At 73.8% G+C, this 24,752-nt stretch carries 18 protein-coding genes; 6 read left to right on the top strand and 12 right to left on the bottom strand.

Going from position 1 to position 24,752, the window contains the following annotated elements; translation table 11 throughout:
- Positions 1-6: 6 nt before the first annotated feature.
- Together VE614_RS28940 and VE614_RS28935 are read left to right on the top strand one after the other, a co-directional pair.
- Positions 7-1,035: a cysteine synthase family protein gene (locus VE614_RS28940; RefSeq protein ID WP_324943598.1), complete on the top strand. Its 1,029-nt coding sequence runs from the start codon at positions 7-9 to the stop codon at positions 1,033-1,035.
- A gap of 49 nt (positions 1,036-1,084) precedes the next feature.
- Positions 1,085-2,476: an MATE family efflux transporter gene (locus VE614_RS28935; RefSeq protein WP_324943596.1), complete on the top strand. Its 1,392-nt coding sequence runs from the start codon at positions 1,085-1,087 to the stop codon at positions 2,474-2,476.
- 208 nt (positions 2,477-2,684) lie between these two features.
- Here VE614_RS28935 and VE614_RS28930 read toward each other — a convergent pair whose 3' ends face one another.
- Entirely contained in the window at positions 2,685-3,083 is a 399-nt protein-coding gene (locus tag VE614_RS28930; protein ID WP_324943593.1) for a RidA family protein, read from the bottom strand.
- On the bottom strand, positions 3,080-4,294 hold the full coding sequence (locus VE614_RS28925) for an acyl-CoA dehydrogenase family protein (RefSeq protein ID WP_324943590.1): 1,215 nt from the start codon (positions 4,292-4,294) through the stop codon (positions 3,080-3,082). The genes VE614_RS28930 and VE614_RS28925 overlap by 4 nt, the downstream gene beginning before the upstream one ends.
- A 262-nt stretch (positions 4,295-4,556) precedes the next feature.
- Between VE614_RS28925 and VE614_RS28920 the strand changes: the two genes are divergently transcribed.
- Positions 4,557-6,167: an AMP-binding protein gene (locus VE614_RS28920; RefSeq protein ID WP_324943587.1), complete on the top strand. Its 1,611-nt coding sequence runs from the start codon at positions 4,557-4,559 to the stop codon at positions 6,165-6,167.
- Between the two features lie 24 nt (positions 6,168-6,191).
- Positions 6,192-7,022: a PaaX family transcriptional regulator C-terminal domain-containing protein gene (locus tag VE614_RS28915; RefSeq protein ID WP_324943584.1), complete on the top strand. Its 831-nt coding sequence runs from the start codon at positions 6,192-6,194 to the stop codon at positions 7,020-7,022.
- Here VE614_RS28915 and VE614_RS28910 read toward each other — a convergent pair.
- Together VE614_RS28910 and VE614_RS28905 are read right to left on the bottom strand one after the other, a co-directional pair.
- Positions 7,006-9,369, bottom strand: coding sequence for a bifunctional salicylyl-CoA 5-hydroxylase/oxidoreductase (locus tag VE614_RS28910; RefSeq protein ID WP_324943580.1), 2,364 nt, complete (start codon positions 9,367-9,369; stop codon positions 7,006-7,008). The genes VE614_RS28915 and VE614_RS28910 overlap by 17 nt on opposite strands.
- Positions 9,354-10,181, bottom strand: a complete 828-nt coding sequence (locus VE614_RS28905; RefSeq protein ID WP_324943577.1) for an enoyl-CoA hydratase family protein — start codon at positions 10,179-10,181, stop codon at positions 9,354-9,356. The genes VE614_RS28910 and VE614_RS28905 overlap by 16 nt, the downstream gene beginning before the upstream one ends.
- Positions 10,182-10,480: 299 nt before the next feature.
- Between VE614_RS28905 and VE614_RS28900 the strand changes: the two genes are divergently transcribed.
- On the top strand, positions 10,481-10,939 hold the full coding sequence (locus VE614_RS28900; RefSeq protein ID WP_324943573.1) for an ATP-binding protein: 459 nt from the start codon (positions 10,481-10,483) through the stop codon (positions 10,937-10,939).
- Here VE614_RS28900 and VE614_RS28895 read toward each other — a convergent pair.
- The 6 genes from VE614_RS28895 to VE614_RS28870 form a co-directional block, all read right to left on the bottom strand.
- Complete coding sequence (locus tag VE614_RS28895) at positions 10,893-12,326, bottom strand: amino acid permease (protein WP_324943570.1); 1,434 nt, start codon at positions 12,324-12,326, stop codon at positions 10,893-10,895. The genes VE614_RS28900 and VE614_RS28895 overlap by 47 nt on opposite strands.
- 103 nt (positions 12,327-12,429) lie before the next feature.
- Positions 12,430-13,437, bottom strand: a complete 1,008-nt coding sequence (argF, locus tag VE614_RS28890) for an ornithine carbamoyltransferase (RefSeq protein ID WP_324943567.1) — start codon at positions 13,435-13,437, stop codon at positions 12,430-12,432.
- A 117-nt stretch (positions 13,438-13,554) separates the two neighbouring features.
- Positions 13,555-14,778, bottom strand: coding sequence for an arginine deiminase (locus VE614_RS28885; RefSeq protein ID WP_324943564.1), 1,224 nt, complete (start codon positions 14,776-14,778; stop codon positions 13,555-13,557).
- Positions 14,779-14,868: 90 nt separating this feature from the next.
- A complete protein-coding gene (locus tag VE614_RS28880; RefSeq protein WP_324943561.1) occupies positions 14,869-16,590 on the bottom strand; it encodes an HEXXH motif domain-containing protein in 1,722 nt (573 codons plus the stop codon).
- A 228-nt stretch (positions 16,591-16,818) separates the two neighbouring features.
- Positions 16,819-17,049, bottom strand: a complete 231-nt coding sequence (locus VE614_RS28875) for a hypothetical protein (protein WP_324943558.1) — start codon at positions 17,047-17,049, stop codon at positions 16,819-16,821.
- Positions 17,050-17,137: 88 nt separating this feature from the next.
- A complete protein-coding gene (locus tag VE614_RS28870) occupies positions 17,138-17,269 on the bottom strand; it encodes a hypothetical protein (protein ID WP_324943554.1) in 132 nt (43 codons plus the stop codon).
- A gap of 445 nt (positions 17,270-17,714) precedes the next feature.
- Between VE614_RS28870 and VE614_RS28865 the strand changes: the two genes are divergently transcribed.
- Positions 17,715-19,007, top strand: coding sequence for a cation:proton antiporter (locus VE614_RS28865; RefSeq protein ID WP_324943551.1), 1,293 nt, complete (start codon positions 17,715-17,717; stop codon positions 19,005-19,007).
- 117 nt (positions 19,008-19,124) lie between these two features.
- On the opposite strand, the gene fxsT is transcribed toward VE614_RS28865, so the two are convergent.
- Both fxsT and VE614_RS28855 read right to left on the bottom strand, forming a co-directional pair.
- Positions 19,125-23,699 carry an FxSxx-COOH system tetratricopeptide repeat protein gene (gene fxsT, locus VE614_RS28860; RefSeq protein ID WP_324943548.1) on the bottom strand — a complete coding sequence of 1,525 codons (4,575 nt, stop codon included), beginning with the start codon at positions 23,697-23,699 and terminating at the stop codon, positions 19,125-19,127.
- Positions 23,700-24,752: an AAA family ATPase gene (locus VE614_RS28855; protein ID WP_324943545.1), complete on the bottom strand. Its 1,053-nt coding sequence runs from the start codon at positions 24,750-24,752 to the stop codon at positions 23,700-23,702. It abuts the gene before it with no gap.

Raw genomic sequence — 24,752 nt, 5'->3', positions numbered from 1 at the left:
CTCACCATGGACCGTGCCCTGCACCGCCCCCCGATCGTCCGCCAGGTCTCCGAACTCATCGGCGCCACGCCGCTGTTCGAGCTGTGCCGCACCCAGGACGACAGCAGGCTGCTGCTGAAGCTGGAGCAGTTCAACCCGACCGGCACCGCGAAGATACGCATGGCCCGGCAGATGGTCGTCGACGCCGAGGAGCGCGGACTGCTGCGGCCCGGCGGCCGGATCGTCGAGTCGACCTCCGGGAACACCGGCCTCGGCCTCGCCGTGGTCGCCGCCGAACGCGGCTACACCTTCACCGCCGTCGTCGACCACCACGCCGCCGCCGACAAGCTGCGCGCGATGAAGGCGCTCGGCGCCGAACTGGTCTACGTCGCCGACGAGGGCGACGAGGAGCTGGCCACCGCGGCCCGCGAGGAGTACGCGGAGAAACTGGCCGCCGGGACGGCGGGCGCCTACTTCACCGAGCAGCACAACAACCCGGCGAACGGCGACGGTTACCGCCCGGTCGCCCATGAGCTGCACGCGGCCCTTGACGGCCGCATCGACATCCTGATCGGAGCGGTCGGCACCGGCGGCGGCCTCTTCGGGACCGGCGGAGAGCTGCGCAAGTCGGTGCCCGGGGTGCGGATCGTCGGTGTCGAGCCGAAGGGCTCCATCGCCTTCGGGCCGCCCGCGCACGACTACTACCAGTCCGGCACCGGCACTCCCGAGGGCGCCACCATCGGCGCCATGGTCGACTACGACCTGCTCGACGAGGGCGTGAAGGTCGGCGACGTCGAGGCGTTCGCCACCTGCCGGGCCGTCGGCCGCCGCACCGGGCTGCTGATCGGCGGCTCGGCGGGCGGTGTGGTCTACGAGGCCCTCGCCCGGCTCTCCTCACTGCCGCCCGGAACGACTATGGTCGCGCTCGTCAACGACGGCGGGGAGAAGTACCTGGACACGGTGTTCGACGACGACTGGATGGCCGCCCGCGACCTGCTCGACCCCGACGCCGAGCGCGAGGTCGAAGCCCTGCTGGCCAAACTCCGCCACGCCTGACTCCCCACGCCTGGCTCCCCCACGCCTAGAGGAAGTACGCGCAGATCCGATGCCACCCGCCCTCACCCGTCTCCGCACCGACAGCCGCGCCCTGGCCACGCTGGCGGTGCCACTCGCGCTCACCCAGCTCGCCCAGGTCGCGCTGACCACGACCGACACCGTCATGATGGGCCTGATCGGCACCGAGGCCCTGGCGGCCGGCGGTCTCGCGATGGTGATCTTCAACCAGCTGCGCACCATGGGCGTCGGCCTGGTCACCGCGGTCGGCAACCAGGTCGCCGCCGCCGACGCGCGCGGCGAGCAGGCGGACTCCGAGGCGGCCCGGGAGGACGTCCGGGACCTGGTCCGGGCGAGCCTGCTGCTGTCCACGCTGGCCGGAGCGGCCGGGGCCGTGCTGATGGTGCTCATCGGGCACGCCGTGGTCTGGCTCGGCCAGGCCCCGGACGTCGTGGACGCGGCGAAGCCGGTGCTGTACGCGATGGCGCCGGGACTGCTGCCCTGCCTGTGGTTCCAGGCGATCCGGCAGTTCACCGTCGGCATGCGCCGCCCGCAGGCGCTGCTGCGCATCACCATCGCCTCGATCGCCGTGAACGCGGGTCTCAACTGGGTGTTCATCCACGGCACCTGGGGCCTGCCGAGGCTGGGCCTGCCCGGCATCGGCCTGGCCACCACCTCGGTGTACGCCCTGTCGTTCCTCGCCCTGTACGCCTCCGCCCGGCGCGATCCGCAGCTGGCGCCGGTGCTGTCGCTGGCCGTGTGGAAGACCCGCCCGGCGACCCTGCGCCGGCTCACCGCGCTCGGTACGCCGATCGCCGCCACCTACGGCTCCGAGGCGGGGTTCTTCTCCGTCGTCGCGCTGCTCGTCGGCAGCTTCGGTACGGCCGCGCTGGCCGCGCACACGGCCGTCAACCAGCTGGTGTACATCGTGTTCCAGATCGCCGTCGGCCTCTCCCACGCCGCGTCCCTCGGCGTCAGCCGCGAACTCGCTCTCGGCAACACGGCGGCGGCCCGGCGACTGCAGCGGACCGCGCTGGCGTGCGCGGCGGCGGTGATGGCCGTGGTGGGCCTCGTCTACCTGACCGTGCCGAAGCTGGTCCTCGCCCCGTTCTTCGAGTCCGGGGAGGCGAAAGCGGTCGACATCGCGACGCAGTTGCTGCTGGTCGCGGCGGTGCTCCAGTTCTTCGACTGCGCGCAGAACATCGGTGTCGGGCTGCTGCGCGGCCTGGACGACACCAAGGGCGGCTTCCGGGTCACCCTGGTCGGCTACTGGCTGGTCGGCCTGCCCGCCGCCGCGCTGCTGGGCTTCGCGGCGGGCCTGGACACCCTGGGCATCTGGCTGGGGCTGCTCACCGGCCTCGCCACCACGGCGGTGCTGTTGCTGCGCCGGTTCGGGCGGGGCATCGGCCGCCTGAGCGCGGCATCGGCTCCGGCGGCCGTGTGACCCGGTGTGCGACCCGGCCGTGTGAGCTGGCCGTGTGAGCTGGCCGTGTGACCTGGGGCATGAGGTCAGGTCGCGACCGGCGTGACGTCCTGTGGCGGCTGTGGTGGAGTTTCCGCCGGTACCCGGCGGCCGGTCCGGCCGGTCCGGCCGGTGTGATCGTCGCCCCTTCGGTGGCGCGTCCGCACCTGGTCGGCGCGGTCGGCCGTGCTCAGGGCAGTACCGCGAACCCGTCCAGCTCGACCAGCGCCTGCTCGTCCCACAGCCGTACGACCTCGACGACCGCCATCGCCGGGTAGTCGCGGCCCGCCGACCGCCGCCAGATCCGGCCGAGTTCGGCGGCGTGGGCGCGGTAGTCCGCGACGTCGGTGGCGTAGACGGTGACGCGGGCGAGGTCGGCCGGGGTGCCGCCGGCCGCGCGCAGCGCCGTCAGCAGGTTGTCCAGGGCCCGCGCGAACTGCTCGGGAAGGGTCACGCCGGTGATCTCGCCGTCGGTGTTCAGGGCGGTCTGGCCGGCCAGGAAGACCAGCCGGGAGCCGGTGGCGACCACGGCGTGTGAGAAGCCGGCCGGCGGGGACAGACCGGGCGGGTTGACGCGCTCGGCGGTCACGGGGCCTCCCGGTACGGCTCCTGGCGGGGCTGCCGGTGCGGCTCTCCGTACGGCTCCTCGTACGGCTCTCCGTACGGCTCCTTGTGCGCTTCCTTGTACAGCTCCTTGGCGATGATGCCGCGCTGGACCTCGCTCGCCCCCTCGTAGATGCGGGGCGCGCGCACCTCGCGGTAGAGGTGTTCGAGCGGATGGCCGCGGCGCAGCGCCCGGGCACCGTGCAACTGGACCGCGCGGTCGACGACGTACTGCGCGGTCTCGGTGGCGAGCAGCTTCGCCATCGCCGCGCGTTTGGGCACGTCCGGGGCGCCCTCGTCGTACGCCGTCGCCGCCGCGTACACCATCAGCCGGGCCGCCTCGATCCGCAGGGCCATCTCCGCGACCTGGTGGGCGACCGTCTGCTGGGCGCTGAGCGGGCCGCCGAAGGCCTCGCGGCGGGCGGTGTGGCCGACGGTCGCGTCCAGGGCCGCCTGCGCCATCCCGACGGCGAAGGCGCCGACGCTCGGCCGGAAGAGGTTGAGGGTACCCATGGCGACCCGGAATCCGCGGTCGGGCTCCCCCAGCACGTCGTCGGCGGTGACCGGCACGGCGTCGAACTCGAGGGCGCCGATGGGGTGCGGGGAGAGCATGTCGAGCGCGGAGCCGGTCAGCCCGGGGCGGTCGGCGGGCACCAGGAACGCGGTGACGCCGCGGGCGCCGGCACCGGGGGTCGTCCGGGCGAAGACGGTGTAGAAGTCGGCCTCGGGCGCGTTGGAGATCCAGCACTTGCTCCCGCTGAGCCGCCAGCGGGGGGTGCCGCCGGCCCCGTCGGGTTCGGCGCGCAGGCTCAGCGCCGCCGCGTCCGACCCGGCCCCCGGTTCGGTCAGGGCGAAGGCGGCGACCGCGCTGCCCTCGCGGACGGCCGGGAGCCAGCGGGCGCGGTGGGCCGGGGTGCCGTGGGCGTGGACGGGGTGGGCGCCGAGGCCCTGGAGGGCGAGGGCGGTCTCGGCCTCGGTGCAGGTGCGGGCGAGGGACTCGCGCATCAGGCAGAGGTCGAGCGCGCCGGAGGCGAACAGCCGGTCCAGCAGGCCGAGGCGGCCCAGTTCGGCGACGAGCGGGCGGTTGACGTGGCCCGGCTCGCCCTTCCCGGCGAGCGGGCGCAGCCGTTCGGCGGCCAGGGCGCGCAGCTCGGCGCACCAGGCGGTCCGTTCCGGGTCGAGTGAGAATGCGGGCACGGACGGTCCTCCTTCGAAGGCTGAGCCTCACCCGAACGGTATCGCGTCCCGTTGACTGCCGTCACCGAGGCGATACGCTCCCAGTGCGCACGCGACTCGATCCGCACCCGCGACCGTGATCGCGACCGCACCCCGACCGGACTCCGTGACCCCGGCCGGGCCCAGGACCGCGGCAGCGACCCGCCGCGGACGGGACCCGGCCGGGACCCGGTCCCGGTCCGCCACCCCACCCGACGCCCACCAGGCAAGGGGGCGAACCGCCATGGACGGCTCGTACCGCCCGATCCGCTCGGCCCACGTCGACACCTTCGCGCGCGACCACCTCCCGCCGCCCGGCCAGTGGCCCGAACTCCGCTTCGACCTGCCGGAGCTGCACCACCCCGAACGGCTCAACTGCGCCGCCGCGTTGCTGGACGGCCCCCCGGACGACCGTCCCGTCTTCCGCACACCGGACGGCCCCGCCTGGACCTACGGCGATCTGCGCACCCGCGTCGACCGCCTCGCCCACCTCCTCACCGGCGACCTGGGCGTCGTGCCGGGCAACCGGGTGCTGCTGCGCGGCCCGACCACCCCGTGGCTGGCCGCCTGCTGGCTGGCGGTGCTGAAGGCGGGCGGGATCGCGGTCACCGTGCTGGCGCAGCAGCGCCCGCACGAACTGGCCACGATGTGCGCGATCGCCCGGGTGCGGCACGCCCTGTGCGACGTCCGCGCGGTCGACGACCTGGCCAAGGCCGGGATACCGGGCCTGCGGATCACGACGTACGGCGGTGACGCCCCCGACGACCTGCTGAACCGCCCGACGCCCGCGACGCCGTACCCGGCCGTGGACACCGCCGCCGACGACGTGGCGCTGATCGCCTTCACCTCGGGCACCACGGGCCGCCCCAAGGGGTGCCTGCACTTCCACCGGGACGTGCTGGCCGTCGCCGACACCTTCGCCCGCCATGTGCTGAAGCCGCGCGCGGACGACGTGTTCGCGGGCAGCCCGCCGCTCGGCTTCACCTTCGGCCTCGGCGGCCTGGTCGTCTTCCCGCTGCGGGCGGGCGCGAGCGCCCTGCTGCTCGAACAGGCGGGCCCGCGCCAGCTGCTGCCCGCGATCGCCGAGCACCGGGTGTCGGTGCTGTTCACCGCTCCGACGGCGTACCGCGCGATGCTCGCCGACCTGGACGGGCACGACCTGTCCTCGCTGCGCCGCTGTGTCTCCGCGGGCGAGAACCTGCCCGCGGCCACCTGGCACGCCTGGCACGAGCGCACCGGGCTGCGGATCATCAACGGCATCGGCGCCACCGAGCTGCTGCACATCTTCCTCTCGGCCGCCGACGAGCGGATCCGGCCCGGGACGACCGGGCTGCCGGTGCCGGGGTGGCACGCGCGCGTGCAGGACGGGAACGGGCGGCCGGTGCCCGACGGGGAGCCGGGTCTGCTGGCGGTGCGCGGCCCGGTCGGCTGCCGCTATCTGGCCGACCCCCGGCAGACCGAGTACGTCCGCGACGGCTGGAACATCACCGGCGACACGTATGTGCGCGAGCCCGACGGGTACTTCCGGTACGTGGCACGCGCCGACGACATGATCATCTCCGCCGGGTACAACATCGCCGGCCCGGAGGTCGAGGACGCGCTGCTGCGCCACCCCGACGTGGTGGAGGCGGCGGTGGTGGGCCGGCCCGACGAGGCGCGCGGGACGGCCGTGGTGGCGTACGTCGTCGTCGCGGAGGGCGCCGCCCGGGACGCCGAGGCGCTGCGCGCGTTCCTCATACGGGAGCTGGCGCCGTACAAGTGCCCGCGCGAGATCGTCTTCCTGGACGCGCTGCCCCGCACCGCGACCGGAAAGCTTCAGAGATTCCGCCTACGAACCGAAGCTGACCAGCAGTGACCGCACGACCTGACACGACTTAAAATGATCAACGTGTCCGACCAGCACGCTCCCCGCTCCCTCATCGTCACGCTCTACGGAGCGTACGGCCGTCACCTGCCCGGCCCGGTGCCCGTCGCCGAGCTGATCCGGCTGCTGGCCGCGGTCGGCGTGGACGCGCCCTCGGTGCGGTCGTCGGTGTCCCGGCTGAAACGGCGCGGTCTGCTCGTCCCGGCCCGCACCGAGCAGGGCGCGGCGGGTTACGCGCTGTCCCCGGACGCCCGCCAGCTGCTCGACGACGGCGACCGGCGGGTCTACGCGACCGTGCCGCCCGAGGACGAGGGCTGGGTGCTGGCCGTGTTCTCCGTCCCGGAGACCGAACGGCAGAAGCGGCACGTGCTGCGCTCCCGGCTCTCCGGGCTCGGCTTCGGCACGGCGGCGCCCGGCGTGTGGATCGCTCCGGCCCGGCTGTACGAGGAGACCCGGCACACTCTCCAGCGGCTGGGCCTGGAGGGATACGTCGACTTCTTCCGCGGCGAGCACCTGGGCTTCGCGCCGACCGTCGAGGCGGTGGCCCGCTGGTGGGACCTGGCCGCGATCGCCAAGCAGCACGAGGCGTTCCTCGACCGGCACGCGCGCGTGCTGCACGACTGGGAGCAGCGGCCCGACACCCCGCCCGAGGAGGCCTACCGCGACTACCTCCTCGCCCTGGACTCCTGGCGCCACCTGCCCTACACCGACCCGGGGCTGCCCGCGGGACTGCTGCCGTCCGACTGGCCGGGGATGCGCTCGGCTGCCGTGTTCCGGGGGCTGCACGCCCGGCTGCGGGACGCCGGGGCGGTGTTCGCGGACGTCCCCGTCAACGCCCCAGAGTGAGGCGGGGCTTGGGCGCGTCCGTCCGCCCCGTACGGGGCCGCCTGCTGCCCGCCCGGTACGGGTCCGGCCAGACGGCGCCCGGACCGTCGTAGCCCTGCTCGGCGGCCGCGTGCAGCGTCCAGTGCGGGTCGTACAGATGCGGACGGCCGAGCGCGCACAGGTCGGTGCGCCCGGCCAGGATCAGGGAGTTGACGTCGTCCCACGAGGAGATCGCGCCGACGGCGATCACCGGGACGCGGGCCTCGTGCCGGATGCGGTCGGCGAACGGCGTCTGGTAGGAGCGGCCGAACTCCGGGCGCTCGTCGGCCACCACCTGCCCGGTCGAGACGTCGATCGCGTCGGCGCCGTGCGCGGCGAAGGCGCGGGCGATCTCGACGGCCTCCTCGGCGGTGGTGCCGCCCTCGGCCCAGTCGGTGGCGGAGATCCGTACGGTCATCGGCCGTTCCCCGGGCCATACGGCGCGGACGGCGTCGAAGACCTCCAGCGGGAAGCGGAGCCGTTTCTCCGGTGAGCCGCCGTAGGCGTCGGTGCGCATGTTGGTGAGCGGGGAGAGGAAGCCGGAGAGCAGGTAGCCGTGCGCGCAGTGCAGTTCCAGCAGGTCGAACCCGGCGCGCGCGGCCCGTCCGGCCGCGGCGGCGAACTGCTCGCGCAGATCGGTGAGCTGGGCGCGCGACAGCTCCCGCGGGGTCTGGCCGCCCGGCTTGTACGGCAGCGGGGAGGCGGCGACCAGCGGCCAGTTGCCGTCGGGCAGCGGCTCGTCCATGCCCTCCCACATCACCTTGGTGGAGCCCTTGCGCCCGGAGTGGCCGAGCTGGACGCCGATCGCCGTGCCGGGGGCGCGCCGGTGCACGAACTCGGTGATCCGCCGCCACGCCTCGGTCTGCCGCCCGGTGTAGAGGCCGGTACAGCCGGGGGTGATCCGGCCCTCCTCGCTGACGCACACCATCTCGGTCATCACCAGCCCGGCGCCGCCGAGCGCCCGGGCGCCCAGGTGGACCAGGTGGAAGTCGCCGGGGACGCCGTCCGTGGCCGAGTACATGTCCATGGGCGAGACGACGACCCGGTTGCGCAGGGTCAGTCCGCGCATCCGGAACGGGGTGAACATCGGCGGGGTGCCGGGCGGGCAGCCGAACTCGCGCTCCACGGCCCCGGTGAAGCGGGCGTCGCGCAGCCGCAGGTTGTCGTGGGTGACGCGGCGGCTGCGGGTGAGCAGGTTGAAGGCGAACCGGCGGGACGGCTGGTCGCGGTAGAGCCGCACGTTCTCGAACCACTCGAGACTGGCCCGGGCCGCGCGCTGGGTGGAGGCGACGACCGGTTTGCGCTCCTCCTCGTAGGCCGCCAGGGCCCGGTCCAGGGAGGGCTGTTCCTCCAGGCAGGCCGCGAGGGCGAGGGCGTCCTCGACGGCGAGCTTGGTGCCGGAGCCGATGGAGAAGTGCGCGGTGTGCGCGGCGTCGCCGAGCAGAACCAGGTTTCCCGCGGACCAGCGGTCGTTGACGACCGTGCGGAAGGTCGTCCACGCCGACTTGTTCGACCTGAGCGGCCGGCCGCGCAGCGCGTCCGCGAAGATCTTGGCGCAGCGGCCGACGGACTCCCCCGCGTCGAGCACGTCGTAGCCGGCGGCCCGCCAGACCTCCTCGCGCATCTCCACGATCACGGTGGAGGCGTCGGCCGCGTACGGGTAGCCGTGCAGCTGCATCACGCCGTGCTCGGTCTCGGCGATCTCGAAGCGGAACGCCTCGAAGGGGAAGTCGGCGGCGAGCCAGATGTAGCGGCAGCGGTGGGCGGCCACCCGGGGGCGGAAGACGTGCGCGTAGGCCTCGCGGGTGGTGCTGTGCACTCCGTCGGCGGCGATGACCAGGTCGTGGGTCTCCGTGAGCCAGGCGGGGTACGGCGCCTCCGACGCGAAGCGCAGCTCCACGCCGAGAGCGCGGCAGCGCTCGTGCAGGATCTCCAGGAGGCGCTGTCTGCCGAGGGCGGCGAAGCCGTGGCCGCCGGAGGTGTGGCGGATGCCGCGGTGGACGATGTCGATGTCGTCCCAGCGGACGAAGTCCCGCTGAAGGGCTTCGTAGACGACCGGGTCGGCGTGTTCGATGCCGCCGAGGGTCTCGTCGGAGAGGACGACGCCGAAGCCGAAGGTGTCGTCGGGGGCGTTGCGTTCCCAGACGGTGACGGTTCGCCGGGGGTCGAGGCGTTTGAGCAGGGCGGCGGCGTAGAGGCCGCCGGGGCCGCCGCCGATGACCGCGATGCGCAGGGGGTGGTTCGGTGTGGGGGGCGTGTGCGGGCTCGTGGTGGCTGATCGCGCGGTTCCCCGCACCCCTGAGGGAGTCGCGCTCACCGTCCGCTCCATCGGGGAGGACGCTTCGCGGTGAACGCCGCGTGGAACTCCCTGTAGTCGTCGCCGGTCATCAGGAGGGCCTGGGTCGACGCGTCCAGTTCCACAGCCGCCGCCAGCGGCATGTCCAGTTCCGCGGTCAGCAGGGCCTTGGTCTGGGCGTACGCCAGGGCCGGGCCCTGCGCGAGGCGGCGGGCCAGGGTCCGGGCGGCCTGGTCGGCCTGCCCGTCCTCCGTCAGCTCGCTGATCAGGCCGATGCGTTCGGCTTCGGGAGCTCGGACCGGTTCGCCGAGCATCAGCAGGCGGGTCGCGTGGCCGAGGCCGACGACCCTCGGCAGCAGGTAGGCCGCGCCCATGTCGCCGCCGGACAGGCCGACCCGGGTGAAGAGGAAGGCGAAGCGGGCGGTGGGGTCGGCCACCCGGAAGTCTGCGGCCAGGGCGAGCACCGCGCCCGCGCCCGCCGCCACGCCGTGCACCGCGGCGATCACCGGGAACGGGCACTCCCGGACGGCCCGCACCACCTGGCCGGTCATCCGGTTGAAGTCGAGGAGCTGGGCGGTGTCCATGGCGAGTGTGGCGCCGATGATCTCGTCGACGTCGCCGCCGGAGCAGAAGCCGCGGCCCTCGCCCGCCAGCACCAGGGCGCGCACGGCCCGCTCGCGGGACAGTTCGGCGAGCAGGTCCCGCAGGTCGGCGTAGGCGCCGAAGGTGAGCGCGTTGAGTTTGTCGGGGCGGGTGAGGGTGACGGTGGCGACCCCGCCGTCGAGGTCGACGCGCAGATGCCGCCAGCGCGGGGTGCGCGGGGCGGAGCCGGTGAAGGGACTCATGGCGGGACGGCCTCCTCGGGGAGACGGTGCCCTACGAAGTTATCACTTGTATGTGACTGTCGTCATGAGTGCGCGATACGCCGGGTATCCGTAACGGTGTGACCGATCGTCGTCGGGTCCTCGACAGGCGGGTAACGGCAGGAGCCGCCGTGCGCGGTCGGGGCGTCGCCGTGGGTAGGCCGCCCGGTGCCGGGAGCGGAGATCCCGGCCGGTGCCCGTCTCGGGACTCCGCCGTGCGGCGCCGTACCATTCGCCATGTGGAAAGCGGGATCGCCTGTCGGCCGCAAGGACCCCGCGTCATGAACGGACTCGCCTTGTACGAACACCCCTCACCCCCCGCCCACTGGCGCGTCGCACTGCCGCACTCCGCCGCGGCCGTGCCCGTGGCCCGCGCGCTGGTCCGTACCGCCCTGGCCGAGCTGGAGCACGGCAGCGACACCGACACCGCCGAGCTGCTCACCGCGGAGCTGGTGGCCAACGCCGTGGAGCACACCTCCGGGGACACCCCGATAGAGCTGGTGGTGGAGCTGCTGCCGACCGGCTGCAAGGTCGAGGTGCACGACCCGGACCCGGCGCCGCCGGGCGACCTCACCCACCCGGCCGGCGTCGAGCCCGACCCCTGGCAGGAGGGCGGGCGCGGACTGCTGCTGATCCGCGCCCTCAGCTCGGCGTGCGGTCACCGCCCCACCGAGTCCGGCAAGGCGGTGTGGTTCAGACTGGCTGCGGTACCGCGTCAGTGGCGTCCGCGTCCGGCGTGACCCGGGCCAGCCGCGACCGGCGGCGGCCGTAGCCGAGGTACACCAGCAAGCCGGCGGCCAGGAAGACGGCGAACTGGAGCCAGGTCGTCCAGCCGGTCTCGTACATCAGATAGAGGCAGCAGCCGACGCCGAGCAGCGGCAGCACCGGGTACAGCGGCACCCGGAAGGTGCGGGGCAGCTCCGGCTCCCGGCGGCGCAGCGCGATCACCGCGATGTTGACGGCGGCCATCACGGCCAGGGTGCCGATGGTGCACAGGTTGACCACGGCGTCCAGCGAGGAGAAGGCCGCCGGGACGGCGAAGACGACCGCGATGATCAGGGTGCCCGCGACCGGGGTGGCGGTGCGCGGTGAGACCTTCTCGAAGACCCCCGGGATCAGTCCGTCCCGGGACATCGACATCAGGATGCGGCTCTGGCCGTACATCACGGCGAGCACCACCGAGGCGATCGCGACGACCGCGCCGAAGGCGACGATCCCGCCGCCGACACCCGAGCCGGTGACCTCGTCGACGACGTACGACAGCGCGGCGGGCTGCCCGCCGACCGCGTCGCCGCCGAGGGCGCCGATGGCCGCGAGCGCGACCGCGCAGTAGAGCACCGTGACCACGCCGATGCAGACCAGGATGGCGATGGGGATGTCCCGGCGCGGGTTCTTCGCCTCCTCGCCGGCCGTGGTGATCGCGTCGAAGCCGATGTACGAGAAGAAGGCGGCCGTGGTACCGGCGCCGATCCCGGCGAGACCGGCGGGCGCGAACGGCATCAGGTTGCCGTCCTTGAAGGCGCTGAAGCCGATCGCGCAGAAGGCGATCAGGATGGCCAGCTTGAGGACCGCCATGGCGGCGGTGGCGCGGGCGCTCTCGCGCACGCCGCGCACCAGGAGGGCGGCGGCCATGGCGATGACGATCACGGCCGGGAGGTTGACGGCACCGCCGTCGCCGGGGCTCGCGGAGAGCGCGGCGGGCAGCTGGACGCCGATCAGGCTGTCGAGGAGTTCGTTGACGTACTGGCTCCAGCCGACCGCGACCGCGGAGACGGAGACGCCGTACTCCAGCAGCAGGCACCAGCCGACCAGGAAGGCGGTGGTCTCGCCGAGTCCGGCGTAGGCGAAGGAGTACGAGGAGCCGGAGACCGGGATCGCGCCGCCCAGCTCGGCGAAGGCGAACGCGGTGAACACGCAGGTGATCGCGGCGAGCACGAAGGAGACGACGACGGCCGGGCCGGCCTGGGCGACCGAGTCGGAGAGGCCGACGAAGATACCGGTGCCGACGATCGCGCCGACGCCGAAGCAGATCAGCTGGAACAGGCCCATCGAGCGACGGAGGCCGTGACCCTCGCGGTCGGCGCCGGATTCGGCCACCAGGAGGGCGGGGGATTTGATGCGGGGCATGCGGGTGGTGCTCGTTTCTGGGGACGGAAGTGCCCCGGGTGGGGGCGCGCGGCGGCCTCGGAAGGGGTGGCTCCGGGCCGCCGGACAGCATAAGGCCTGGTCGTCAGGCCAGGGTCGCCACCAGCACGGCCTTGATGGTGTGCAGGCGGTTCTCGGCCTCGTCGAAGACGACGGAGTGGGCCGACTCGAAGACCTCGTCGGTGACCTCCAGGGAGTCCAGGCCGTGGGTGGCGTGGATCTCCCGGCCGACCTCGGTCCCCAGGTCGTGGAAGGCGGGCAGGCAGTGCAGGAACTTCACGTCCGGGTTGCCGGTGGCGCGCAGCACGTCCATCGTCACCGCGTACGGGCCGAGCGCGGCGATCCGCTCGTCCCAGACCTCCTTGGGCTCACCCATGGAGACCCAGACGTCGGTGGCGACGAAGTCGGCGCCGCGCACACCCTCCTCGACCGACTCGGTGAGGGTGATCCGGGCACCGCTGGTCCCGGCGAGCGCGCGGGCCCGGTCGACGATCTCCTGGGCGGGCCAGTAGGCCTTCGGGGCGACGATCCGTACGTCGAGGCCGAGCAGGGCGCCGGTGACCAGATAGGAGTTGCCCATGTTGAAGCGGGCGTCGCCGAGGTAGGCGAAGGCGATCTCCTTGACCGGCTTGGTGGTGTGCTCGGTCATGGTGAGCACGTCGGCGAGCATCTGGGTGGGGTGCCAGTCGTCGGTGAGACCGTTGTAGACGGGTACGCCCGCGTGGGCCGCCAGTTCCTCGACGCCGGCCTGGCTGTCGCCCCGGTACTCGATGGCGTCGAACATCCGGCCGAGCACGCGGGCGGTGTCCTTCACGGACTCCTTGTGGCCGATCTGCGAACCGGACGGGTCCAGGTACGTCGTCGAGGCGCCCTGGTCGGCGGCGGCGACCTCGAAGGCGCAGCGGGTGCGCGTGGAGGTCTTCTCGAAGATCAGCGCGATGTTCCTGCCCCGCAGGTACTGCGTCTCGGTCCCGGCCTTCTTCGCGGCCTTCAGCTCGGCGGCCAGCTCGACCAGCCCCAGGAACTCCCGCTCGGTGAAGTCGAGCTCCTTGAGGAAGTGGCGGCCGGCGAGGGCGGTCGGGACTGTCGCCATGGGGGCGCTCCAGGGGAGGGACGAGGGCAGGATGACCCTTGGAAGTCTATACGATATCCAGCATTACTATGCGGCGATCGGTGTCGCCGTGCCCCGGGCGGACGCGGTGGCCAGGGCCTATACGGCCTCCCGCTGCACCGGGCAGCTCATACAGCGCGGCCCGCCCCTCCCCCGGCCCAGCTCGCTGCCCGGGATCTCGATCACTTCGATGCCCTGCTTGCGCAAGTGCGTGTTGGTGGTGGAGTTCCGCTCGTAGGCGACGACCACGCCGGGCTCCACGGCCAGCACGTTGCAGCCGTCGTCCCACTGCTCGCGCTCGGCCGCGTGCACGTCCTGGGTGGCGGTCAGCACCCGGATCTCGCTCAGGCCCAGCGCGGCGGCGATCGCGCGGTGCATGTGCTCCGGCGGGTGGTCGGTGACCTTCAGCTCCTTCTCCTCGGTGCCCGGCTCGATGGTGTACGAGCGGAGCTTGCCGAGGCCCGCGTACTGGGTGAAGGTGTCGCCGTCGACCATCGTCATGACGGTGTCCAGATGCATCAGGGCGCGCTTCTTCGGCATGTCGAGGGCCACGATCGTCTGCGCGGACCCCGCGGCGAACAGCTTGTGCGCGAGCATCTCCACGGCCTGCGGGGTGGTGCGCTCGCTCATGCCGATCAGCACGGCGCCGTTGCCGATGACCAGGACGTCGCCGCCCTCGATGGTGGACGGGTAGTCGGCCTGGCCCTCCGACCAGAGATGGAAGTCCTCGCTGCGGAAGAGCGGATGATGCCGGTAGATCGCCTCGAAGTGCACCGTCTCCCGCTGGCGGGCGGGCCAGCGCATGGCGTTGATGGAGACGCCGTCGTAGATCCAGGCGGAGGTGTCCCGGGTGAAGAGGTGGTTCGGCAGGGGGCGCAGCAGGAAGTCGTCCAGATCCATCACATGGAACCGCACCGACACGGGCTCCGCGTGGGCGTCCAGGAACTCCCGCTTCGTCATCCCGCCGACCAGCGCCTCCGCCAGCTCGCGGGCGGGCAGCGTCTCGAAGACGGCGCGCAGATGGTCGGTGGCGAGCGGTCCGTACTCCTTCTCGTCGAAGACCCGGTCCAGGACCAGCGTCCGGGCCGCCGGGATCTCCAGGGCCTCGGTGAGCAGATCGCCGAACAGGTGGACGGTGACCCCGCGGTCGCGCAGCACGTCGGCGAACCCGTCGTGCTCGGCCCGCGCCCGGCGCACCCAGAGCACGTCGTCGAAGAGCAGGGCGTCCTTGTTGCTGGGGGTGAGCCTTTTGAGCTCGAGATCCGGCCGGTGCAGGATGACGTGGCGCAGCCGCCCGGCCTCGGAGTCGACATGGAATCCCATGCCTCCATCCTGACCATTCGCGCGCCTGTTCACCCCCCACATCGCCCTTTTCGCCACCGCCCCGCGCCGCGACGGCCGGACCGCCGGAGGCTACCCGCTCAACTGGGGCTGGAGGAGCTCCGGGCGGGCCAGGAGACGGCGGGTGGTGTGGGCCGGGGTGAGGGTGGCGCGGGCGACGATCCAGCCGGCCAGGACATGCGGGTCGGCGGGGTCGCGGCTGAGGGCGTCGGCGTAACCGTCCAGGGCGGTGGCCGGGTCGGCGGCGGCCAGGTGCTCGTCCGGGGTGCGCGGCACGGCCGGGCGGGTCGCGAAGGCGTGGGTGCGCAGGTCGCGCCAGCCGCGGCGGTCCGGGCGCAGCCGCACGGCGGTGGGACTCTCCTGCGGGCCCGGGAGCACATTGCGCAGCCGCCACTCGGTGCGGTGCAGCGCCGCCGCCGTGCGGGCCCGGGCCAGGGCCGCCGGTTCCACGGGTTCGCGCAGCCAGCCGTCCAGGGTGCGGGCGAGGCCGGTCACCAGGTGCCGCCCGGGGGCGGTGAGCCGGCCGCTGGCCAGCAGGGTGCGCACCACCAAGCGGGCCTGCGTGCGCCGCAGCGCGAAGTGGTAGGCGGCGGCCTCGGCGTGCGCGGGTTCGGTCATGCGGTCGCGCCAGAAGCCGGCGACGCCGGTGAAGGCGTAGGCGCCGTGCAGCAGCCCGGAGAGATGGCGGGGGTCGGCCCGCCACGGGGCGTAGTAGCGCTCGACCCGGTCGTCGTCGAGGAGCGGGAACAGATGGAGCAGGGCGCCGAGCTTGCTGTGCTGGAACTCGTGGACCAGCGCCTCGGCGAGCGCGAGTCCGGTCGCGGGGCGGGCTATCACCATGCCGCCGAAGGCGTCCCCACTGGACGCGGAGAGCGACACGGTCGGCGGCGCCGGCGGCAGCGGGCTGGTCCGGCCCCACGGCACGACGGACCGGATCAGGGACGGGTCGAGCCACCCCGGTTCGCCGGCCCGCGCGCCCGCGAGCAGCGCGGACGCCTCGTCGAACAGCCGCTGCCAGGCCTGGGCCTCGCCGGTGTCGAGCCGGGCGGGCGGCAAGGGGTCGTCCAGGTCCCGGTAGGGGTCGAGGTCGTCGAGGAGGACGGCGGTGGTTCCGGCGGGGCCGGTGTGGGTGAGGGTGCGCAGGGGCACCCAGTGCGTGCCGGGATCCCGTCCGGCCGTGGCGGCGGGAGCGGTGCCGGGACCTGCCGCGACCGGGACCGTGCCCGGACGGCAGGTCACGGTCACGGGCCTCCCGTCCCGGCTTGGACCGGTGAGGGTCAGCTCGCCGTCCCGGGTACGGGCCCGCCCGACCGCCGGCCCCCGTTCGGATCCGGGGAGCCGGACCATCCCGAGACCCGGCAGCTGCAGCCGCCCGTCCGTGAGCGGCACCCGCAGGTCGGTCTCCGTGCCGGCGTGCACGGCCGCCGCCGCGGCCACCGCGCACAGCTGCCCCGCCTCCGCCCACAGCGGCGGCCCCGTCGTCGAACTGCCGTGCGCCCGGCGCAGGACGTGCGCGATCCAGCGGCCGGTCGCCGGGGCGAGCAGCAGCCGATCCACCGGCTCGGGAGCCCGCCCGGCCGCCGCCTTGACGGCCTGCCAGGCCTCGGCGGCCGGCGTCAGCGGCGTGGCGAGACCGGCCAGGCGGTCCAGCAGCGTCCGCAACAGCAGCAGCCGGCGCGCCCGCTCGCCCCGTGCGAGGAAGTCGATCGCCTCGGCCGAGCCGCCGCCGGTGGCCAGCTCCGCGAACAGCCGCTCCGGCATGCGGAACGGGGCGGGGCGCTGCGCGCTGCTCATGGCCGGGACCTCCGTGGTGTGTGCGGGCGGGGGGAACGCGCGGCAGTGCGCTGCCAGGGCCTGTCCGACCATTCCCGTCGTCCGCCCGGAGGGCGGGCCCCGCGGCGTCTGGTGCGTGCACCCGCAAGGCGCCGAGCGCCCTCGTGGCCGAGCCACGTGGGCGTTTCGGCAGCGCGGCGAGCGTGCGTGCCAGACGCCGCGGGGCAGGCGGGAATGGGCGGACAGGCCCTAGTCGGCCCGCCCGCCGCCCGTCTCGCCGCCGCCCCGGACGCCGCCGCGCGAGCGCAGGACCTCTTCGAGCAGGCGGGCGGTGGGATCGAGCGGGGCGAGCGCGTCCACGGCGGTCAGCGGCAGGGTCGCGAGATCCGCCAGATCCGACTCCCAGCCGAGGGCACCCGTCGTTCGGGACGCCTCACTGACGGCGGCTTCGGCCGTGTGCGGTACGGGCGGCTGGTCCAAGATGCGTCCCCCTTCTCGCACGGTGGCACGCGCTGCCCCGTGTCCAGTTCCATCATGGCCACTCCTGCCCGCATCGGAAACCGTACGATCACGCCACCTGATCACCCGTGACCGTCCGGTGCCCGATGCGCGCTTCCGACTCGCTCAGCGCCACCCGGAGTTCCGACAGCCGCGCCGGGGCCTCGCTGTCGACGGCCGCCACCGCGTCGCACAGCTCCAAGGCCGGATCAGGGGGCCGCCGGGATCTCCTCGCGGTCGGGCCGCGCGGCCCGACCTCCGGGTACCACAGGGTCCGGCCCGCTCCTGTGGGGGCCGCGACGCGTGCCCGTACGGCCGGAAACAGTTCGTCCAGCGCGATGATCCCGCCGGGGCCGAGACAGCGCGTGATGTCGCCGGCGGCCGGGTGGGCGGCCTCCGCCAGGGCGCGTCGGCGGCGCAGCGCGGCGCGCGAGGCCGGCCGACCCCTCGTCCGCGGCAGCAGGGAGCGCCCACCACGCGCACTCCCGTGCCACGGATGAACACGACCGTTGTCATGTGCCCCCGCGCGCCCGGTCCAGGGCGCTGTACGACTCCCGCCGGAACGTCAAATCGGCAGTACTGTAAAGACGTTGAGCGACTTCCACCCCGGCCGACACGCCGACGACCGGACAGCGGGGAGAGACATCGTGAGCTCCGACGCGCTGATCGCGCATGTCACCGGCGCCGCGGCGCTGATCCTGGTTGCCGCCCACGCCGGGGGCTGGCTGGCCCGGCGGCTGGGACAGCCGTACATCGTCGGCCAGTTGGCGGCGGGCATCGCCCTCGGCCCCACCGTGCTCGGCGCGCTGGCGCCGGACGCCTACGACACCCTGTTCCCGGCGGCGATCGAACCGGCGCTCACGGGCTTCGCCCAGATCTCGCTCGTCGTCTTCCTGTTCGCGGTGGGCTACGAGCTGGATCTGAAGCTGCTCGGCGACCGGGCGCGCACGGCGGTGATCACGGCCCTCGCCGCGTTCTTGGTGCCCATGGCGGTGGGCAGCGGCTGTGCGCTGCTGTTCCGGGACTGGCTGCACCGACTGGGCATGCCTCACGACCTCACCCCGGCCATGGTGATCTTCGCGGGGGTCGCGCTGTCCATCACGGCGGTGCCGGTGCTGACCGCCATCGTCCGGGAGAACGGGCTGGCGCGGACCGTGCCCGGCGTGGTCGCGATGTCCGCCGCCGGAGTGCTCGACGTGATCGGCTGGGCGGTGCTCGCCGGTGCGCTGCTGGACAGCGGGACCGAGCAGTCGCTCGGCTGGCCCTGGCGGGCGCTGCTCGCCGTCGGCTTCACCGCGCTGATGCTGGCCGGGGCGCGGCCCCTGCTGCGGCGGCTGCTGTGGCGCACCCGGCTGGAACCCTCGCTGCGGCTGGCGCTGCTCATCGGCTTCGCGCTGGGGTCGGCGTGGGTGACGCACTCGCTGGGGCTGCATGTGATCTTCGGGGCGCTGCTGGCGGGCGTGGTGGTGCCGCGCGAGGAGGGCGGCACGCTCGATCCGGACCTGGTACGGCCGCTGCACGACGTGGGGTCGCTGCTGCTGCCGTTCTTCTTCGTGATCTCGGGCCAGTCGGTCACGCTGAACGGCGTCGACGGCGCGGGCTGGCTCACCCTGCTGGTGGTGACCGTGCTCGCGGTGGTCACCAAGGTCGGCAGCGGCACCGTGGCGGCGCGGCTCGGTGGCCTCGGCCGGGACGACGCGCGCACGGTGGGCGTGCTGCTGAGCGCCCGCGGGCTGACCGAACTGATCGCGCTGAACGCCGGGCACCAGGCGGGGCTGCTGAGCGCCCCGCTGTACACGGTGCTGGTCTTCATGGCCCTGGTGACCACACTGCTCACCCAGCCGATGCTCCACCTGGTCGGCCGGCTCGCGCGGCGCGAGACCGTGGCGCCACCCCAAGCGGCAGCGCCCCGGGCGGCCCCGGCACCGGACGCGAGCTGACCGTCCCGCGCACCACCCTGGCCGGCTCACGGACCGCGGCGCCCCGCCGCGGTCCGTCCCCTACGGCCGTCCGGCCCCATGGCCGCATGGCCGCATGGCCGCATGGCCGCATGGCCGTTACAGCGGCATCGGCGCCATGTCGCACTCGATCCGCCGCCGCTGGCGGGCCGCCAGCAGCCAGGGGTGCTCCGCGCGGACCACCCGGGTGAAGCCGTCGACCGCCCTGCGCTGGAACTCGTCGGCCTCCGCGACCCGGCCGAGGCCCCGCAGGTCGAGAGAGAGGTTGGCGGCGCAGGACAGGGTGAGCGGGTGGTCCTCCCCCGCGATCTCGGTGAGCCGCGGCAGATTGGCCTCGTCCAGCTCGCGGGCGCGGTCGAAGTCCAGCCGGGCGTAGGCGGTGTTGGCCTGGCCGATCACCACGGTCAGCGTGGTGACGTGGTCCTCACCCACCGTCTCGGCCAGGGTCCGGGCCGCCTCGTCCTCCAGTTCCCGGGCCGCCTCCAGAGCGCCCAGCGCCCGCATGGTGGCGGCGAGATTGGCCTTGGTGAGCAGCGTGTAGGCGTGCCGCGCGCCGAGCCGTGCCGCGTAGCGCCGTACGGTGTCCTCGCCCAGTTGCCGTGAGTTCTCCAGGTCCCCGGCGAGCCGCTGGTCGACGGCGTAGTTGATGGCCGTGGAGAGCGAGTCGGCGTGGTCGGGGCCGTAGCGTGCGTTGAACCGCCGCAGGGTCTCCTCGGACAGCTTGGCGGCCTCGGCGAGCGCGCCGTCCCGGCGCCGGCACACCGCCAGGTTGCGGGCGATGCGCAGGGTGAGGGGGTGCTCGTCGCCGAACGCGGTGCGGGCGCTGCGGTAGACGCCCTCCTGGAAGTCACGCGCCTCGGGGTAGTCGCCGTTCTCCCGCATGTCGATGGCGAGCGCGTTGAGGGTGTTGAGGGTGAAGAAGCTGGCGGGGCCGAGGAGCAGTTCGCGCTGGCGGGCGTTCTCCTGGTCCAGCGGCAGCGCGTCCCGGAACTGGCCGCACAGCCGCAGGTCGACGCCCCAGCTGTGGGTGGCCCGCAGCGTGGTGGGGTCGTCGGGACCGAACAGCGACCGGGACAGCTCGGTGGCCTCCTTGCCGAGGTCCCGGGCCTCGGCGAACCGGCCCTGGTAGCGGCGGGCGTCGGCCATCTCGCACAGCGAGTCGATCAGGATCTCCGGGTCGACGTCCATCCGCCGGGAGACCTCCAGGGCCTGCTCGGTGATCGGGATGGACTCGCGGATGTGGCCGATCTGGCGCAGCAGGAAGGCGTAGCTCTTCGCCATCCGCAGCACGTGCACGTCCTCCTCGCCGGAGGCGGCGAGCCAGGAGGTCCAGGCCTCCCGGGCGAGCACGGCGGCGCCCTCGTGGTCGCCCCAGTAGTAAAGGAACAGCGCGGTGTCGTAGACGAGTTCGCGGACGAAGGTGTCGGTGCTGGTGACCGCCTGGGAGGCGAGGACGTGCGGCAGCAGCGCCTGGTAGGCGCGCCACTCCAGCGAGGAGCCGTAGTTGCCGGGTTTGGCGGCGGACAGCAGCTGGTGGGCGGCGTCCCGCATCCGCTCGCGTTCCTCGGGGGCGAGCTTGGCGAGCAGCACGGTCTGCAGCAGGCGGTGCATCTGCAGGGTGTCGGACCGCGGGTCCACCTTGACCAGGGAGAACTGGCTGAGGTCGCGGATGGCGCGGTTGAGTTTGATCGACTCGCGCAGCAGCGGGTCGACCTCGGGGGTGATGTTGACGCCGCGGGAGCCGCGCAGCATGGACCGCGGGATCGGCTCGGGTGCCATGCTGGCGCAGATGTCGAGGAGCTGGCGGGCGCCGGGGTTCTTCTCCTCGATCCGCTCCAGTGAGATGTCCCAGGCGGCGGCCACGTTGACGGGGTAGTCGGGGTGGCCGGTGTCGAGTTCGAGGATGTCGGGGCTGCGCTGCTCCAGCAGGCCCAGGTACTCGTCGACGAGCATGCCGGTGACGGCGAGCCAGGCGCCCGCCTGCTCGACGGCGAGCGGCAGGTCGCCGAGGGCCGCGGCGAGCCGTTCGGCGTCCTCGGTGCTGAGGTCGGGCGAGCGCTTCTGGAGGAGTTCGACGGACTCCTCGCGCTCGAAGACGTTCACCGGCAGCGGGGTGGCCACCCGCTCCCAGCCGCGGTTGCGGGAGGTGACGATGACCTTGCCGGGTCCGTTGGCCGGGAAGTACCGGCGGACCACCTCGATGTCCTCGGCGTTGTCGAAGACCAGCAGCCAGTCGTCGTACGGCGCCCCGGTGCGCAGCGCCTCCAGGACGGCGGGCACGGCGGTGTTGGCGGTGGGGGCGCCCACGCTCTCCTGGCTGGTCGGCGCGACGCCGAGCTGGGCGGCGAGGCTGGCCAGCGCGGCGAGGATCATGGGTTCGCGTTCGGCGGGGATCCAGCAGATCACCTTGTACTCGTGCTGGTGGGTGTAGATGTACTCCAGCGCCAGCTGCGACTTGCCGACCCCGCCGAGGCCGTGCAGCGCGTGCGGCAGCACGGCCGCGGTGTCCTGGGCGCCCAGCTGTTCCTCCACCGCCCGCAGCAGCGCCTGGCGGCCGACGAACGAGTTGTTCCGCAGGGGAACGTTCACCAGAAGGGCCGGCGTCGCGGTCGTGGTGGGCCTCTGCATGGGCGGCTCAGCCTCCGGGGCTTCGGGTCGGGTCGCTTCGGTTACCGGGCTCGGCACGGGTTCTCCAGGTGGATCAGGTGGATCGAGGACGTTCGCCCCTGGATCACTGCCTGCTTGGCCGCCGGATGATCCCGTGTCGCCCTGGTGGTTCACCTCACCGGGTGTAATCCCGGACAAACCGGAGTATGTGCCGGCGTCCACCCGTTCGGATGTCCCGGGCCCGGTCCCGGAGAGGTTGGGTTCGATCCGTTTCGCACGTTCGGAGTACGGCCCCGACAGCGCGCGCATGACGGCAAGTTCGCTGCGCGCCCAGGCACGCTCGGCCGGGTCGGGCAGCCGCGCGCCCAGCGGGTCGCGCAGGGCGGCGCGCAGCGCGACCCCGCGCTCGCCGGCCGCGGGCAGCTCGCCCACCACGGTGACGGTGCGCGCGAGTTGGGAGCGGGTGGTGGTGGCGAGCAGCGCCTCGCGCACCCCTTCGGCGAACTCGGGACGCCCCTCGCCGCCGCTGTCCCAGTCGATGAGCCCGCCCATCAGGATCTCGGCCAGGTGGTCGGGGCCCGTCTCCGGCATGGTGCGCCGCCGCAGCTGCTCCATGAGGTCGAACTCGAACGGAACGGCCGCCAGTTGGGTGGCCAGCCGACGGGCGGCGGGGGTGGCGAGGGTGAAGAACCGGCGTACGGCCGCCGCTGCGGCGCGCGGGAGGCGCGGGGCGCGCAGTCCGGGTGCGGGCGCGCCTTTGCTGAGGGTGCCGGCCAGCACGACCGGCAGCGTGCGGCGCACGCCCCGGTCGCCGGTGACCAGGTCGGCCCAGGCGGCGAGGGATCCGGGCTTGAGGGACAGAACGGGCACCGGCACCGAGCCGTCGCCCGCGTCGGGCAGCGGACGCAGCGGGTCGGGCCCGTCGGCCGGGGCCCGGTGGCCGAGCCCGTCGTTGGGGGCGCCGAACCCGCCGGCCTCCAGGACGGCCGGATAGGGGTAGAGGGAGGTGCGGTGGCGCAGGTGGGGCGGGAGCAGATGGACCAGGGCGGTGGGTCCGGCGTGGGCGAGGCGGCCGAGGAGGGCGTCGGCGGCGGGAGCGGCCCAGCCGTGGGCGAGTCCGTCGGTGACGACGAGGAAGACCCGGCCGCCGCGGCCGTCGAGGAGTTCGGCGGGGTCGGCGGCGGTCCGCCCGCCGCCCCAGCGCAGGGTGGCGGCGCCGGTCCGGGGCACGTTCACCCGGACCGCTCGCACGCCCCGGAAGGCGCCGCTGTGCTCGGCGGCCTCGGTGAGGCGGGCGGCGGTGTCCTCCCAGATCCGCATGGTGGGGGCGTCGTCGACGAGCAGCACCAGGTCGAAGGCGGAGGTCCGGGCGGGGCGCAGGAAGGGCATCCACATGCCGTCCACGACCCCCTGCTCGGCGGTGGTCTCCTCGTCCAGTTCCAGGGTGTCGCGGGAGGGCACGCGGCGGGCCAGCCGGTGCAGCGCGCGGGCGAGCAGCGCGGTGGGCCGGCCGGGCCCCGGCGGCGCGGGCTCGGTCTCGGGCAGCAGGGGGCGCGCGAGGTGCAGGGCGAGCGGCCCCCCGGGGTCGGGGACGGGTAACCGGCGGGCGGGACCGGAGGGCAGTGGTCCGCCGGTGGCCGCGGACCGCTCGCGGGGCGGCGGCGGTCCGGTCTCCCGGAACGGGCGTACGTCCGGCTCGGCGGCGGGGCCGGACTGCCCGGCGCGGGGGTCGGCGTCGGCGGCGGGGGACGTCCGGGGGCGGGCGGCGTCCTCGGCGAAGGGCCCTTCGGGCCGTGGTCCGTGCCCGTCGGTCTCGCGGGCGGGGGCGGCCGGGCCGCCGTGGCGGTCCCAGTAGGCGGCGAGCCAGACGGCGTCGGCGACCTCCTGCCAGCGCGGCGGCACTTCGGGGTCGGCGTACGGCTGGGCGCGGTCGGGCGCGTCGCACGGCGAGGCTTCGTCCCCGCGCGCGTACTCGTCGGACCGGAGATACGCCGGAGGAGGCGACGAGCCCGAGGCGGGGCCACTGTCGCCGGGTCCGGATGCGTGCTCCCTGGGAAAGCCGTTCATTCAGCGGCCCTTCGCGAGGTCGCGGAGGAGCATTTCCACGAGCTTACGCCCGTGACCGTCGGTCTGGAAACCACCCGCCGTAGTCATCTGGACAGCGTTCAGTAGCTGGTCCAGGGAGTGGGTGCCGCCCGCCTGGACCCGCTGGACGAACAGGTCCACGAGGTCCTCGGTGCCCCGCGGACGCACGCCCAGGTGCCCTTCCACCATGGCCAGAAGTTGCTCCCTGGTGGGCACCCGCATCTCCAGCGGCAGGCAGCGCCGCCGGAAGGCGGCCGGGAACTCCCGCTCCCCGTTGCTGGTGATCACCACGACCGGGAACTCCCGGCATTCGACCCGCCCGTCCCGCACCACGGCGTGTCCGCCGGGGTCGCCGGTGTGGACCCGGGCGATCTCCGCGGCGTCGCGCACCAGCTCCGGGACCTCATAGTTTCCGTTCTCCAGCACGTGCAGCAGATCGTTCGGCAGGTCGATGTCGCTCTTGTCGAGTTCGTCGACGAGCAGCACCCGGGGACGATCGTAGGGCAGAAGCGCGGTGCCGAGCGGGCCGAGTGTGATGAAGTCCCCCAACGCCGGGGCGAGTTGGGAGTCGGCCTCGGAGGTCTGCGGCTGCCCGGCCTCGCGCAGTCCGGCCTGCCAGGCGGCGATGGCCTGGGCGCGGCCCATGGCGTCATGGGTGTAGAGGCCGTCGCGCAGGGTGGTGCGGCTGACCACGTTCCACTCCAGGACCCGGCCGAGCCCCAGCTCACGGGCGATCACATAGGCGAGCGTGGACTTGCCGACCCCGGGCGGGCCGGTGACCAGCAACGGACGGCGCAGCAGCAGGGCGGCGTTGACGGTGTCGATCTCGTCCTGGCCGAGCTGCGGGGTGATCTCGCCGGGGCCGAGACGCCGCTCGGCGGCCTCCGGGTCGTCGGGCGGCGCGGGCAGCGCCGGGCCGCCGCGGAACCGGCGCCAGGGCGGCGGCTCGGGCAGCGCGGGGGGCACCTCCGGTGCCCGGCCGGTGGCGTGGAACACGCGCCAGCCGCCTGGTTCCGTGTGCTCCTGCACGGTCAT

The sequence above is a fragment of the Streptomyces sp. genome, from assembly GCF_035645055.1.
Lineage (GTDB): Bacteria > Actinomycetota > Actinomycetes > Streptomycetales > Streptomycetaceae > Streptomyces.
Note: the sequence above shows the minus strand (reverse complement) of the source record. Positions and strands in the feature narration are given on the sequence as shown.

Coding starts and splice junctions, on each gene's coding strand:
- VE614_RS28920 (WP_324943587.1), top strand. CDS start 4,557: ATGGACGGCTCGTACCGCCCGATCCGCTCGGCCCACGTCGACACCTTC.
- VE614_RS28935 (WP_324943596.1), top strand. CDS start 1,085: ATGCCACCCGCCCTCACCCGTCTCCGCACCGACAGCCGCGCCCTGGCC.
- VE614_RS28855 (WP_324943545.1), bottom strand. CDS start 24,752: ATGACCGTGCAGGAGCACACGGAACCAGGCGGCTGGCGCGTGTTCCAC.
- VE614_RS28910 (WP_324943580.1), bottom strand. CDS start 9,369: ATGGAGCGGACGGTGAGCGCGACTCCCTCAGGGGTGCGGGGAACCGCG.
- argF (WP_324943567.1), bottom strand. CDS start 13,437: ATGGCGACAGTCCCGACCGCCCTCGCCGGCCGCCACTTCCTCAAGGAG.
- VE614_RS28885 (WP_324943564.1), bottom strand. CDS start 14,778: ATGGGATTCCATGTCGACTCCGAGGCCGGGCGGCTGCGCCACGTCATC.
- VE614_RS28880 (WP_324943561.1), bottom strand. CDS start 16,590: ATGAGCAGCGCGCAGCGCCCCGCCCCGTTCCGCATGCCGGAGCGGCTG.
- VE614_RS28905 (WP_324943577.1), bottom strand. CDS start 10,181: ATGAGTCCCTTCACCGGCTCCGCCCCGCGCACCCCGCGCTGGCGGCAT.
- VE614_RS28900 (WP_324943573.1), top strand. CDS start 10,481: ATGAACGGACTCGCCTTGTACGAACACCCCTCACCCCCCGCCCACTGG.
- VE614_RS28915 (WP_324943584.1), top strand. CDS start 6,192: ATGATCAACGTGTCCGACCAGCACGCTCCCCGCTCCCTCATCGTCACG.
- VE614_RS28940 (WP_324943598.1), top strand. CDS start 7: ATGGACCGTGCCCTGCACCGCCCCCCGATCGTCCGCCAGGTCTCCGAA.
- fxsT (WP_324943548.1), bottom strand. CDS start 23,699: ATGAACGGCTTTCCCAGGGAGCACGCATCCGGACCCGGCGACAGTGGC.
- VE614_RS28895 (WP_324943570.1), bottom strand. CDS start 12,326: ATGCCCCGCATCAAATCCCCCGCCCTCCTGGTGGCCGAATCCGGCGCC.